11 protein-coding genes and 1 pseudogene are annotated in these 13303 nt (G+C 40.6%); 6 read left to right on the top strand and 6 right to left on the bottom strand.

Annotated elements, in window-relative coordinates:
• Positions 1-224: 224 nt before the first annotated feature.
• On the top strand, positions 225-1955 hold the full coding sequence (locus tag BUB77_RS19825; RefSeq protein ID WP_073278590.1) for a sensor histidine kinase: 1731 nt from the start codon (positions 225-227) through the stop codon (positions 1953-1955).
• A gap of 61 nt (positions 1956-2016) precedes the next feature.
• Positions 2017-3456, top strand: coding sequence for a helix-turn-helix domain-containing protein (locus BUB77_RS19820; protein ID WP_073278589.1), 1440 nt, complete (start codon positions 2017-2019; stop codon positions 3454-3456).
• Positions 3457-3770: 314 nt separating this feature from the next.
• Here the strand turns inward: BUB77_RS19820 and BUB77_RS19815 are convergent, their stop codons facing one another.
• Both BUB77_RS19815 and fba read right to left on the bottom strand, forming a co-directional pair.
• Positions 3771-4793, bottom strand: a complete 1023-nt coding sequence (locus BUB77_RS19815; RefSeq protein ID WP_073278588.1) for a glycoside hydrolase family 130 protein — start codon at positions 4791-4793, stop codon at positions 3771-3773.
• Between the two features lie 737 nt (positions 4794-5530).
• Positions 5531-6394 carry a class II fructose-1,6-bisphosphate aldolase gene (gene fba, locus BUB77_RS19810; RefSeq protein WP_073278587.1) on the bottom strand — a complete coding sequence of 288 codons (864 nt, stop codon included), beginning with the start codon at positions 6392-6394 and terminating at the stop codon, positions 5531-5533.
• A gap of 242 nt (positions 6395-6636) precedes the next feature.
• On the opposite strand from fba, the gene BUB77_RS19805 reads away from it, so the two are divergent.
• Entirely contained in the window at positions 6637-7839 is a 1203-nt protein-coding gene (locus tag BUB77_RS19805) for a DNA polymerase Y family protein (RefSeq protein WP_073278586.1), read from the top strand.
• Here BUB77_RS19805 and BUB77_RS30910 read toward each other — a convergent pair.
• From BUB77_RS30910 to BUB77_RS19795, 3 genes and pseudogenes are all read right to left on the bottom strand, one after another.
• Entirely contained in the window at positions 7836-8270 is a 435-nt protein-coding gene (locus BUB77_RS30910) for a NifB/NifX family molybdenum-iron cluster-binding protein (RefSeq protein WP_334293048.1), read from the bottom strand. The genes BUB77_RS19805 and BUB77_RS30910 overlap by 4 nt on opposite strands.
• Positions 8268-9113 (bottom strand): annotated as a pseudogene (locus BUB77_RS19800) (P-loop NTPase); the annotation flags it as partial. The gene BUB77_RS30910 and the pseudogene BUB77_RS19800, both read right to left, overlap by 3 nt.
• A complete protein-coding gene (locus tag BUB77_RS19795) occupies positions 9106-9450 on the bottom strand; it encodes a DUF134 domain-containing protein (RefSeq protein ID WP_073278584.1) in 345 nt (114 codons plus the stop codon). The pseudogene BUB77_RS19800 and the gene BUB77_RS19795, both read right to left, overlap by 8 nt.
• A 381-nt stretch (positions 9451-9831) precedes the next feature.
• Here BUB77_RS19795 and BUB77_RS19790 point away from each other — a divergent pair, with 381 nt between their 5' ends.
• The gene (locus BUB77_RS19790) at positions 9832-10407 is read left to right on the top strand and encodes an N-acetylmuramoyl-L-alanine amidase family protein (RefSeq protein WP_073278583.1); all 576 of its coding nucleotides are present in this window, start codon (positions 9832-9834) and stop codon (positions 10405-10407) included.
• Positions 10408-10482: 75 nt separating this feature from the next.
• Here the strand turns inward: BUB77_RS19790 and BUB77_RS19785 are convergent, their stop codons facing one another.
• Positions 10483-10827 (bottom strand): phenylpyruvate tautomerase MIF-related protein, encoded by a 345-nt coding sequence (locus BUB77_RS19785; RefSeq protein WP_073278582.1) that lies wholly within the window; start codon positions 10825-10827, stop codon positions 10483-10485.
• Between the two features lie 456 nt (positions 10828-11283).
• Between BUB77_RS19785 and rpoD the strand changes: the two genes are divergently transcribed.
• Entirely contained in the window at positions 11284-12399 is a 1116-nt protein-coding gene (gene rpoD / locus BUB77_RS19780) for an RNA polymerase sigma factor RpoD (protein ID WP_073278581.1), read from the top strand.
• Between the two features lie 135 nt (positions 12400-12534).
• A complete protein-coding gene (locus tag BUB77_RS19775; protein WP_073278580.1) occupies positions 12535-13245 on the top strand; it encodes a lysophospholipid acyltransferase family protein in 711 nt (236 codons plus the stop codon).
• Positions 13246-13303 lie beyond the last annotated feature (58 nt).

The raw sequence follows: 13303 nt of genomic DNA, 5'->3' as shown, positions 1-13303 counted from the left end.
CAGCCGTTATGTATTTATTAAGGGCATCTGGAAGATACTTTTTTCAGGAGACCAAAACCAGGAAGAATTAAGAAATTTATTAAAAATCAGTGAGAAATTTAAAAATGGGCAGGAAATATAAAAAATGGGCGGAAAATTTTTTAAAAATGAGCAGGAACTTCAAAGGCGGCTGTGAGTTCTCACTGCTTGCGGGTTTATAATATAGGGGAAAGGAGAATTTCACAATGCCTAAAAAATCAAGTTCCTTAAAAAGAGTTCAGCTTAAAGCTTTTATTATATCCTTTTTTATACCTTCCTTTATCCTCATCTGCCTTTTATTTATATCCTTTATCAACAAAACACAGTCCTTTCAAAAGCAGGAGCAAAAAAACACTCTGGAGCTTTTATCTGCCCACCTGGCAGGAAATATCAATTCTGATTTAGTAATGTCCCTATCCTATATCTTTGATAATGATATTTTATATTTTTACAATATGCTGGATCACACTCCCATTGAAGATAATCTGATATTGTATAACCAATACCTGCAGCCCTACAGTAAAACCCTGAACAGCTATATGACCTTACTGAATAAAAATATCGTGGGTATGGGTTTTATACCCTGCCACAATAATACGGATAAATATTTTTATATGCAAAAATATAATGCTCTTGAAATCAAGGAATATACGGATTATAAAAACAGCGGCTGGTATTTGAAACTGCAAAAAAACAGCAGCAGTGTCATATTCACTAAGAATAACGGGATAGACAGGCAAAATGTCATATCTCTTATTCGCGTTGCAAAAAATGTTGATAAAAAACAGAACCTCGGATATATTGTTATCGATATCTCCATGGATTTTATCTATTCCTTATTGGACCAGCTATCCATCGGTAAAAACTCAGGTATTCTGCTGCTTTCCCCGACGGGTGAATTTCTCTTTTCTACCAATGCGGACTTGTCAGAGCATTATAAACTCCTTACAAAGAAAACAACCGTCCTTCCCAGTAAAAAAGACACCTATGATATCTATTCCTATACGGACAAATCAAACAACTTCACCTTTTATTACCTGTCCTCCAGAAAGGATTTATATGGCTCCTATCTGGTCAGCCTGTGGCTTGTCCTTTTCTTTTATTTACTTATGATGGTTTCTGTTTATTATGTGTTCCATTTTACCTCAAGGAAGATATCCGGCTCCATTGACCCGATTCTGCAGGTTATGGCCAAATACAATGCCGGAGAGGCCGAAATACAATGCGATACGGATTTATGCTCCATTTCAGAAATAAAGACCATATCAGAGAATCTCAATATCATGATACAAAATATCAATGACCATATTCAAAATGAGTACAAATTGCAGATCAGTCAAAAAATTGCCGAATATCAGGCATTACAGGCAGAAATAGACCCTCATTTTTTATATAATATCTTAAATTTATTTATAACGCTCAACCGGATCAATGAAAGAAACCAGCTGGAAAATGCCATTATCAACCTGTCACACCTGTTCCGGTATACCTGTGAGCACACTACTGTTTCAACCATCAACAAAGAATTTTCCTTTATAAAGGACTATCTGTCCTTACAGCAAATCCGCTATGACGACAGATTATCCTTTCAGATTTTTGTGGAGCCTGGACTGGAGGATTTTGAAATTCCCAAGCTCTTAATCCAGCCCCTGATTGAAAATGCCATTGTTCATTCCCTGGAGCCTTCGGATAAAAAGATTATGATACAATTAACCGCCATAAAGGTTAAAAATAAGTTTGGCTATAACCTGACAGTAATTTCGGTAATCAATACCGGGCTGCCTTTCATTGCTTCCAATTCATCGCCCAAAAGAGTCGGCATTCAAAATGTAGAAGAACGCCTGAAGCTGTTTAATCCAAAAGCATTTTTTGTTATGGGAGGCGGAATTGAAAAGCCAACGAAATGTTATATTATTATTCCGATTGAATTAAAATAATAGCTAAAACAAAATATAGGGAATTCAGAACGTTTGAGAAATCATGAAAAGGAGATTTATTATGCTTATCTTACTGGCAGATGATGAGAAAATGGTCCGCTTAGGGCTGCAATCGATGTTAGAGGAGCTTTTCCCCCAGGAACACACCTATCTTCATGCCCGCAATGGGCAGGAGGTCATTTATATAACCCAGAAGCAGCACCCCGACATTGCTTTCCTGGATGTAAAAATGCCTTTGTTAAATGGCCTGGAAGCACTGTCCCAATGTAAGGCCCTGTCTCCTTTCACCATATGGATTATTTTATCGGGATATGCCGACTTTGAATACGCCCGCCAGGCATTATCCCTCTCTGCCTTTGAATATATCCTTAAGCCAATAGACATTCATACACTCCGGCAGCTTTTTAACCGTATCCTCCTAAGCCAGCAGGAAACTTTTCTTCAAAGCAACAAAAGCTTTGCCAACGATATTATCCGTTCCTTTAATATGTCGGACCAGTTCGGCGTGGATGATACCGACTTTCTTCCTGCCGCCAGGGGAAATTATATCCTGTATCAAATCTACATTAACAGAACAAAAAAGGAAACCCAGCATATCATGAAGCAGCAGCTCTGTGGTGCCATCAGCGGGTTTTGCAAACCCTCCAATACCATATTGAACCACTGTCTCTTTTTTAATACGGCAGGAAATTTATGCTTTATCTGTTCCGTGGAAAACAGCTCCCGAGTTACTCATTTTATGGCAAGTCTCTGCCATAATTTTGAAGAAGGAGCCATTTCCATTTTCTATGGCAATTCAGATACCATAAAAGGAATCTATTTACTCAGCCTCCGGATACAGGACATTGCCGGAATACGAGTCCTGTATTCCAATGGCAAGCCGCTCTTTTTATCCAATATTGAGACACTGCCGGACCTTCCGAAGATACTTAGCTTTTATGATGCCTTTGAAACCCTCCTGGATAGTTATCTGTCCTATGATATCGGAACCTATAAGCAATTGCTTACGGAATATTACCGGAATAAGGATATGGCAGAAATCTTCCCTGTCATTGACCAAAAGTTATTTTACCAATATTTAGCCGACATTTTAAACCATACTTTTACTACGAAAAGCTATACCAGCCTTATCCAGGAGCTTATATCCAGCTTAAATATAACCAGTACAAATACTGCTCTTAAGACCACCGGCGATATTATAAAGATCAAAGACTTTGTATACAAAAATTATGCAAAGGACGTGGGTATTTCCTATGTCAGCGAATGCTTCAATTTATCTCCCACCTATTTAAGCCGGCTATTCCATGAAAAGACCGGTGAGAAATATATTGATTTTGTTACAAAGGTCCGAATGGAGCATGCAAAGGAAATGTTTCAGAATAACCCTGAATTATCTGTTAAACAGGCCGCCGAGGCAGTGGGATATTCCAGTGTCCGCCATTTTTCAAAAACCTTTCAGAAATATACCGGAATGCTTCCTTCTTCTTTCAATAATAAATAGCACTTATCTGCTAAAGCAGTCCTAACTAATAAATTATGCGAAACCATTAAAACTAATGATTCGTATGTTTTAATATTGATTTTATATATCTTAATAATAATTATAGGTGAATTACCCTTGTAAAGCGAATCTACTGGCCTCTGTACAGAACAAAATAAAGGAGCTGCTATAAAATAGAATAATTAAACCGGATATCGTATACATAAAAGAATTTATGCAAGGTATCTGGAATAAATTTTCTATTTTGCAGCAGCCCCTTCAGGCTTCTTACATACAGGATTCTTACGAATGATTATTTAATGCTTACAGGATAATCAGATGATTCCGATTGAGTCATCGTCACCGATTTTTACGTTGTTTTCCTTTACAAAGGCAACAATTTCATCAAGGGTCGTGAAAGCAAGCCCTACATAGCTGTCAGCAGCTCCGTAATAAATAGCAATTTTTCCTGTCGCAGCATCCTGAAGAGTGGCACAGGGGAATACGACATTGCCTACAAAGCCTCTTTCTTCATACCATTCTTCCGGTGTAAGAATAAAATTACCGGCACGGTATTTTACAATAGAAGGATTCTCTCTGTCTAAAATAGCAGCACCCATGCTGTATACATAGCCATTACAGGTTCCGGTCACGCCATGGTAGAATAAAAGCCAGCCTTCCGTTGTTTCAATAGGAGCAGCACCGCCGCCAATCTTAAGTGTCTGCCACCACTGGTTATTTCCCTTGGTCATAACATGCTTATGCTTTCCCCAGTATACCAGGTCAGGGCTTTCACTTAAGAAGATATCACCAAAGGGTGTATGGCCGCTGTCGCTTGGACGGGATAACAGCATGAAATTTCCATTAATCTTTCTGGGGAAGAACACACCGTTCCTGTTAAAGGGAAGAAAGGGATTGTCAAGTCTTACAAAGGTCTTAAAATCGGTTGTCTTTGCAAGTCCCAAAGCCGCACCGTAAAAATCAGTGCACCAGATAATGTAATAAGTATCCTCGACCTTTATCAGTCTGGGGTCATAAGCATATCTTGGCATATATGGCTCACCCTTTTCATTGACAAAAGGAATTTTCTCCTCATCATAGGTCCAGTGAATAGCATCCTCACTGTGTCCCAAAAACAGGTGGGGCACACCATTGGTCTGTTCACCGCGGAATACACCGATAAACCTGCCCTGGTAAGGTACCACTGCACTGTTAAATATTCTGGCTACCCCTTTTAATGGATTTCTTCCGATAATCGGGTTCTCCGAGTATCTCCAGACAGGTCCTGCTGCATTCGCAGGCTTTTCCTGCCAGGGTATATTGGGCAGATTGTCTGCCAGCATCTTTATTTCTCCCATGTCAAATCTCCTTTTTCATTATGCTTATTATTGCACAATAATGTGCTGAATTTAACGCAATATATCTGCGAGTTAAATTTGCTCTTCTTGCTGAATTTATTATAGTTTATTCTCTTTCCTATGTCAATATTACGTGCATTTTTATTTTGTTTATAGTGCTTTTATCTTTCATTTATATTGCATATATCTTTGTATTTTTAACATTATTTTGCTATTAGAGGGTGTTTTTCATGATGCAGGGATTATATAGTTTTACTATTGCTCAATTATGCAATACAAAATACAAATTTCGTATGTAGTAATTCATTAATAAATATTACTGTTTTTTTATACATTTGCACTATCATGCACTTATAAATTTATGATGTGCTGTAAGAGAACAATGTAGAAATAAATTGTATTACATTCTGCGCCAAAAAGGTGATTCATCATCGTAGGATATTTAAAACATGGATATTTTTATTAAAGCACCTCTTTGTTAAAGTATTTCTTTGTTTAAGCAGCTCTTTGTTTAAGCAGTTCTCACAGTTCACTCATAGTTTCAAGCACTACCGCTTGTTTTCCTGCGGCCATGGACAGCCGCATACTTTGCAGCAATATGGTGGGAAGGTTTTATTATTATAACCAATGCATTCAATTCTATAACTCCGCTCCAGGAAAGAAAAAAAGCCTGTGAAAAAAGGTCAAGGACCATTTTTCACAGGCTTTCATAAGCTGTATCTTATTTATTAAATTTATTAAGCTTTTCCTACGGAACCAAAAAGCTCCATCTTCTCTTTTACAGTAGCCTTAATAGCTTCAAAGCCGGGAGCTAAGAGCTTACGGGGATCAAATCCCTTACCGGAAAGGTCCTTGCCCTCTTCGATATATTTACGTGTAGCTGCTGCAAAGGAAAGCTGGCACTCTGTGTTTACATTAATCTTAGCAACGCCAAGAGAAATTGCCTTCTTGATCATATCATCAGGAATTCCTGTACCGCCGTGAAGTACCAGAGGCATATCACCGGTCAAAGCCTGAATATCATCCAGGGTATCAAAGCGAAGACCTGTCCAATTAGCAGGGTATTTTCCATGGATATTTCCAATACCTGCAGCAAGCATTGTTACTCCAAGATCTGCAATTGCTTTGCACTCCTTGGGATCTGCCACTTCACCGGCACCGATAACGCCATCTTCTTCTCCGCCGATAGATCCTACTTCTGCTTCCAGAGAAAGTCCTTTATCTTTGCAGATTTTTACTAATTCTCTGGTCTTTTCAATATTTTCATCAATCGGATAATGGGAACCATCAAACATGATGGAAGAAAATCCGGCTTCGATGCATTTAAAAGAACCTTCATAACTGCCGTGATCCAAATGAAGTGCAACAGGAACAGTAATCTTTAATTCATCCATCATAGCTGTTACCATGCTTGCAACGGTTTTGTAACCGCACATATATTTACCGGCACCTTCTGATACTCCCAGGATAACCGGGGAATTCAATTCCTGAGCTGTTAAAAGAACTGCCTTTGTCCACTCAAGGTTATTAATATTGAACTGGCCTACTGCATAATGTCCGGCCTTTGCTTTATTAAGCATATCTTTTGCTGATACTAGCATATTCATACCTCCATTTTGTGTAAATATTGTTAGCTTAAATATAACCTTATGTTATTATACCTCATTTATGGTAAAAAGAAAATATAATTTTCCAGGTTCGTTATTTTCATTTATTTCTCACAGGTCCTTTTAAAGTTTTTCTTTATGCGAATGTACGTTTGTGTTATAATGGATTTAAAGGTCAAAATCACTATATAATCAGTATGTAAGCAGGCAAACTTTTGAAACACAGGGAGAATTCGATGGAGGAGCGATTAATATTTCATATTGATGTCAATTCCGCTTTTCTAAGCTGGGAAGCTGTCCACAGGCTTAGTCTTGATAAGGACGCCCTTGATTTAAGGACCATCCCTTCCGCTGTGGGCGGAGACTTAAAGACCCGTCATGGTGTCATTCTTGCTAAATCCCATCCGGCGAAGGCCTATGGTATCAGTACAGGGGAACCGGTAGTTAACGCATTAAAAAAATGTCCGTCCCTTCACCTGGTTCCGCCTCACCACAGCCTGTATGAGGAATACTCCAAGTCCCTGCAGGAGCTGCTGCATCAGTATACCCCTGACATTGAACCCTTTTCCATTGATGAAGCCTATTTGGATATGACCGGAGCCATTCCTTTTGGCTCAACTCCCCTTAAGACTGCTATGACAATTGCAGACCGTGTAAGAGAGGAGCTTCATTTCACAGTAAATATCGGTATTTCCTCCAATAAGCTCCTGGCGAAAATGGCATCGGATTTCGAAAAACCTGATAAAATACACACATTATTCCCCTCTGAAATCAAGAAAAAAATGTGGCCTCTTCCATTAAATGAACTTTTCTTTGTGGGCCGTTCCTCTGCCCGGATATTAAAGAGCCTGGGGCTTCGTACCATTGGGGATATTGCAAATACAGACCCCGCCTTTCTGAAAGCCCATTTAGGGAAAAAACACGGAGAACTCATTTATGCCTATTCCAACGGCATCGATACCAGTCCCGTGGGAATCTCCCCTGCTGCCGCGAAATGCATCAGTAACAGCCTCACTCTGTCTGAGGATATCACCGACTTTAGCAATGCCAGGCAGGTGCTGCTGCTCTTAAGTGAGACCGTCGGGGCAAAACTCCGGAAGGAGAATGTAAAGGCCTCCTGTATCACCGTGGAAATGCGGGATTGTGACTTTAACAACCAAAGCCACCAGGAAACTCTTCCCCTCCCTACCAATTCTACGGATACAATTTACCAGACTGCCTGCAAGCTCTTAAAGGAATCCTGGAAGGGTTCCCCTTTAAGGCTCCTGGGCGTCAGAGCCGGAAAGATTGAGGAAAAGAGCCAGTATACCCAGCTCTCCCTCTTCTCCTATCAGGAAAATGAAAAGAGAGAGAAGCTTGACAAAGCGCTTGACAGTATACGTGAAAAATATGGAACGGATGCCGTTAAACGGGCGGCCTTACTTGATAAGAAGCATTAATGGCAGTTGCAGCCGCCTTCCTCCTGTCCGTGGTTTTCTCCCTTGCAGGAACAGACTGCCTTACCGCTGTCCTCCAAGCTGCCGTCCAGATAAGCAGCTGCTGCCACGTCGGCATCTCCTGTGGCACCGGGAATAACAAGGATATTACCTCCCATAAGGCCTTCCATGGCTTCCATACCGATTCCTCCGCAGATTACCACATTGATTTTTTCTCTTTTCATCATTTCCACGGTTTTGGCGTGTCCTTCTCCTTCGGCTGAAAGAATTACTTTTCCTTCCAGTTCGTTATCCTTAATTTCATACAGGGTAAATTCCGAAGCTTTTCCAAAATGACCGAATACATTATTTTTACCGTCGGTAGGCACTGCAATTCGAAGAAAGCCCTTGCTGTCCTCTTCTTTCCCGCCTTCCTCCTTTTTCTCTCCTGACATAGCTGTTAAGACGCTTACTGCATCAGAAAGCCAGGGACCTTCCAGCTCTTCAATTCTTTCTTTATCAACAGCCTCGGCAATGGAAGGATTAATGGGAATCCTGCCCAGAACCGGCAGATGGAATCTCTCTGCGGTTTCATTTACATGGCTGGTGCCGAAAACACTTATTTTCTCTCCGCAGTTACCGCATTCCAGATAGCTGTAATTCTCCACGATACCAAGAATCGGTACATTCATAGCCTCTGCCATATTCACAGCCTTTGATACGATCATGGATACCAGCTCCTGGGGTGAGGTCACTATAATAACTCCATCAACCGGCAGGGACTGAAATACCGTAAGAGGTACATCTCCTGTTCCGGGAGGCATATCTACGAACATATAATCCACGTCATCCCAAAGAACATCCGTCCAGAATTGCTTTACTGTTCCTGCAATAACAGGTCCTCTCCAGATGACAGGAGTATCCTCTGTTTCAAGGAGCAGGTTCACAGACATGATTTTGATACCGTTTTTGCTGATGGCAGGAAAGATGCCAAGTTCATTGCCTTTTGCCTTCTCATGCACCCCAAAGGCTTTTGGGATGGAAGGACCGGTAATATCCGCATCCAAAATAGCCGTGTGGCAGCCTTTTCTGTTCATCAGCACACTCAGATAGGAAGTAACAAAGGACTTTCCAACCCCTCCTTTTCCGCTTACGATACCGATAACCTTCTTAACCTTACTGTAGGGATTCAGCGCTTCCTTCATATCGTCCTTTTCCTTATTTCTGGATGAACAGGTAGCCTGACAACTGGAACAGCTGTCTCCGCAGCTGCTTTGTGTTTCATATGTTTCACTCATTTTCCATAACCTCTTTTCTGCATTTTTTACATTTCATACTGCACCGGCACCCCGGCGAAACCTGGTAATTTCCCCCGGCTATTATGATGCCCCGGCCCTCCAGAAGGGCTTCCGCAACCTTATGTCTTGCCGCATACAAAATACGCTGGAGAGTTCCTCTGGAAATATTCATGCTATGGGCTGCCATTTCCTGATCCATTCCCTCAAAGTCACATAACCTTAAGGCTTCCAGCTCATCAATCTGTATGTCGGTATAAGCCTTTCCCTCTGTTTCCGGGTTTAAGGTTCTATGTTTATATTCTGCACAGATAAATCTGCATTTTTCATTTCCTGGCAAGAAAGCTCCTTTCCGCTGACAGGTGTACTTCTAACCATCTCAGGCCTTTTGCGTAAATGTGCATATGCACATATCACATTATACTCTTTACCTGTTTTCTGTCAAGGCTAAACACTGTGGCTTTTACAACAAATGCATGAGACCAAATAATGGATATGCACAGATGACCAGGGAGGTTGTTTTGGAGTTTTGTCTCAAGAGGTTCCTTATGACACTTAAGTGGCAGGAAACGTGACTAGATAAAGCAGTGCCACTGTTTGAGCTTGATAAATAACACAGCCATTAATCCTGTGATATTTTACGTGAATTTATTCCTTACTGCAGTAGCAAATAAAAAATAACTGAATATGATGTAATAATAGAATGAAAAGGAGTATTATCTTGCCTATAAAAATTTTTATAGATCAGGGACACAATCCCTCAGGAGTCAATGCAGGTGCGGAAGGTTTTGGTCTGAGAGAGCAGGATGTTACCTATCAGGTAGGAATCTACCTGGCAAATATCTTAAATGCAGATCCCCGCTTTGAGGCACGTACTTCCAGAACCAGCCCGGAACAATCTTTAGGCTATAGCAATACTTCCAGTCTTGCAGAACGTGTACGCCTTGCCAATACCTGGCCGGCAGACTATTTTCTCAGTATTCACTGCAACGCAAGCGACAACCCGGCATTAAACGGAACCGAATGCTATGTTTACGAGAATTATACCCAGTCCTATTATCTGGCAGAACGTATTCTCCTGGCCATTGTTGACAGGCTTGGAACCCTTAACAACGGAGTCCGCTTAAACCCTTCCCTCTATGTATTGAGACGGACAAATATGCCAGCTGTTCTTATTGAACTGGGTTACATCACCAATTATGAAGACAATCAAAAGCTTAGAAACAGACAATATGATTTTGCCTATGCTATCTATCAGGGACTGCTGAATTATTTTGGGCTGGCACCCAATCCATAAAGTACGGCGTATATTTAAGCCACGGAGGCTGTAAAAAATGCAGGGCAGTTGCAATTACTGCAACCGCCCCTCCTCTTAAAAATTACTTCCGTTATATCCCCAGTGGCTTACCTCTTCATACTTTACATATATTTGACCGGGGTCAATGGAAAGCTCTTCCTTCAGGATATTAGAAATCTCAGAAGTGAGCTTGTTATAGGCTTCGTTACCGGACTTTCCAAAAAGCTTAACCTCTACAAAAGCAATGGGCTTATCGGATTTTCCCTGAAAATAAAGACTTACGTCCCCCTCAAAGGACAGCATAAGCCAGCTTTCGCTTTTGCCTGGTAAGATAGCAATAGCCTTCCCTAACCTCTCTTTTATTATTAATTCTTTTTCTTTTGGGATTGTGATATTTGTTTTTGTACTGATATAGGGCATACTAAACCTCCTTTATTTATACTTGATATATCTCTTGGAATATTTTAAGAATAGAGGATTTTTCTGTGATTTGTCAAGACCATTGTTCTTTTTTAAATTCATGGATATTTTCACAGCTTGCCTCATACTTTATTCTAAAGAGAATAGGACAGATTGTGAACGTTAATACCATTCATCTTTCGCCATAATTTCAGACGGAACTACAAATGAAAAAATCCCCATGTACCTTTTTCGAGATATTTTGGTTTTCTTGATAAAATTTATCTTTTCTTATCGGACAGCCTGTGCTATAATGATATTTGGTGGTAATTTTGTCCCATGAAACTTATTTACTAAATATTTTGCATGAAATGTCCCATGATTAATCATACTATGACTTATGGGACACTTAATTTTGTAAAGGGTTTCTTTTTTTATCGTATTGTGCTAATTCAATGAGACCCATGGAGGAATATGATGAGCGAAGCAACACATAATTTTGAAGAAAGACTTAAAGAACTACTGTCCTATGCCAATGAAAACAAGGGTGTAGTGGATGTAGGGAAAGTTAACGATTTTTTTAAAGAGATGAACCTTGAAGTAAGGCAAATCGATAAAATATATGAGTATCTTGAGGCACATAATATCGTCATCTTAAATCCCGTTGAAGAAGATGAGCCTGATGATGAAATTATCTTGGAGCTGGAAGACAGCGATGAAGCTGCCCTCTTAGACTTTGACGATTTATCCATGATTGGTACTATGTCCGATGATCCTGTAAAACTCTATTTAAAGGAAATCGGAGGCTATCCCCTGCTTTCTGTAGCAGAAGAGATTGAGCTTGCCAAAAAGATTGAGGAAGGTGATGCACATGCCAAGCAGGTACTGGCAGAGTCCAACCTGAGACTGGTCGTAAGCATTGCTAAGCGTTACGTAGGCCGCGGCCTTTCTTTTCTGGATTTAATCCAGGAGGGTAATTTAGGCCTGATTAAAGCCGTTGATAAATTTGATTACAGTAAAGGTTACAAATTCAGTACCTATGCTACCTGGTGGATTCGTCAGGCTATTACCAGATCCATTGCCGACCAGTCCCGAACTATCCGTATTCCGGTACATATGTCTGAGGTCATTAACAAGACATATCGTGTATCCAGAAGCTTACTGCAAAGCTTGGGAAGGGAACCAACCGAGCAGGAAATTGCCGATGCCATGAAGCTCCCTGTTGAAAAGGTTAGAGAAATCCAAAAGGTTTCTGCTGACCCTATCTCCCTTGATACTCCAATCGGAGAAGAGGATGACAGCCACCTGGGAGATTTTATAAAGGATGACTCCATCATGGGACCGGAGGATGCCGCCTCCTATTCCGTACTGCAGGACCAGATATCCAAGCTTTTGGAAACTCTCACAGAGAGGGAGCAGAGAGTCCTGATTCTTCGTTTTGGATTAAAGGACGGAAGGACCAGAACCCTGGAGGAAGTCGGTAAAGAATTTAATGTTACCCGTGAGCGTATCCGTCAGATAGAGGCCAAGGCCTTAAGGAAATTAAGACATCCCAGCAGAGCCCGGATGTTAAAGGGTTACGACATCATGTAATTTTTTATCCTGCCTATTTCATTATGTTAACCTTTCTGCTATAATGACAGTAAAGTAACAAAAATTGGTTAAGCCTATGGATGACTGTCAAATCAACACAAGGCAGTCAGTCCTGGAATATGCGTAGGAGGTACAATGGAAAGAATCCTTCTGATGGTACTTAAGAGTATCTTTCAATTGCCATATTGGCTCATTTTGCTAAATAAATACAAGAAACATCCGGAAAAATTCAGTGACCAAAAAAAATATGCTTTTCTGCACAATGTAACAGTAAAAGCAAACAAGCGGGGAAGGGTGACCTTAACCTGTACAGGAACGGAAAACCTTCCGAAAGAAACTGGCTATGTGCTCTATGGGAATCATCAGGGACTGTTCGATGCACTTCTCCTGCTGGAGACCCATGATAAGCCCTTTGCCACCGTATCAAAGATAGAAATTCAGAATATTCCCTTCCTTCGTGACGTTTTTACCATTCTCGGCTCAAAATTCATTGTAAGGGAAGATGTACGCCAGTCCATAAAGATTTTGAACGAAGTGACCGAAGAAGTAAAGCAGGGAAAGAATTATCTGATTTTCCCCGAAGGCACCCGGTCTAAAAACGGGAATCAGATTCAGGAATTTAAAGGCGGCAGCTTTAAATGTGCCATGAATGCCAAATGCCCTATTGTTCCCCTGGCTATTCTTGATTCCTATAAGGTATTTGATACCCATTCTACCAAAAAGGTTGGTGTTCAGATACATTATTTAAAGCCTTTGGATTATGATGACTATAAGAATATGAAGTCCAACGATATCGCCCACTATGTGGAAGCGGCCATCAGGCAGAAAATATCGGAATCTGAATAAACAAAATAAAGAGCGTGCTGCATACTACTTTTTAAGTAGCTTTGCAACACGCTTTTTT

The sequence above is a fragment of the Anaerocolumna jejuensis DSM 15929 genome, from assembly GCF_900142215.1.
GTDB classification, from domain to species: Bacteria; Bacillota; Clostridia; order Lachnospirales; family Lachnospiraceae; genus Anaerocolumna; species Anaerocolumna jejuensis.
Note: the sequence above shows the minus strand (reverse complement) of the source record. Positions and strands in the feature narration are given on the sequence as shown.

Coding starts and splice junctions, on each gene's coding strand:
- BUB77_RS19825 (WP_073278590.1), top strand. CDS start 225: ATGCCTAAAAAATCAAGTTCCTTAAAAAGAGTTCAGCTTAAAGCTTTT.
- BUB77_RS19820 (WP_073278589.1), top strand. CDS start 2,017: ATGCTTATCTTACTGGCAGATGATGAGAAAATGGTCCGCTTAGGGCTG.
- BUB77_RS19815 (WP_073278588.1), bottom strand. CDS start 4,793: ATGGGAGAAATAAAGATGCTGGCAGACAATCTGCCCAATATACCCTGG.
- fba (WP_073278587.1), bottom strand. CDS start 6,394: ATGCTAGTATCAGCAAAAGATATGCTTAATAAAGCAAAGGCCGGACAT.
- BUB77_RS19805 (WP_073278586.1), top strand. CDS start 6,637: ATGGAGGAGCGATTAATATTTCATATTGATGTCAATTCCGCTTTTCTA.
- BUB77_RS30910 (WP_334293048.1), bottom strand. CDS start 8,270: ATGTCAGGAGAGAAAAAGGAGGAAGGCGGGAAAGAAGAGGACAGCAAG.
- BUB77_RS19785 (WP_073278582.1), bottom strand. CDS start 10,827: ATGCCCTATATCAGTACAAAAACAAATATCACAATCCCAAAAGAAAAA.
- rpoD (WP_073278581.1), top strand. CDS start 11,284: ATGAGCGAAGCAACACATAATTTTGAAGAAAGACTTAAAGAACTACTG.
- BUB77_RS19775 (WP_073278580.1), top strand. CDS start 12,535: ATGGAAAGAATCCTTCTGATGGTACTTAAGAGTATCTTTCAATTGCCA.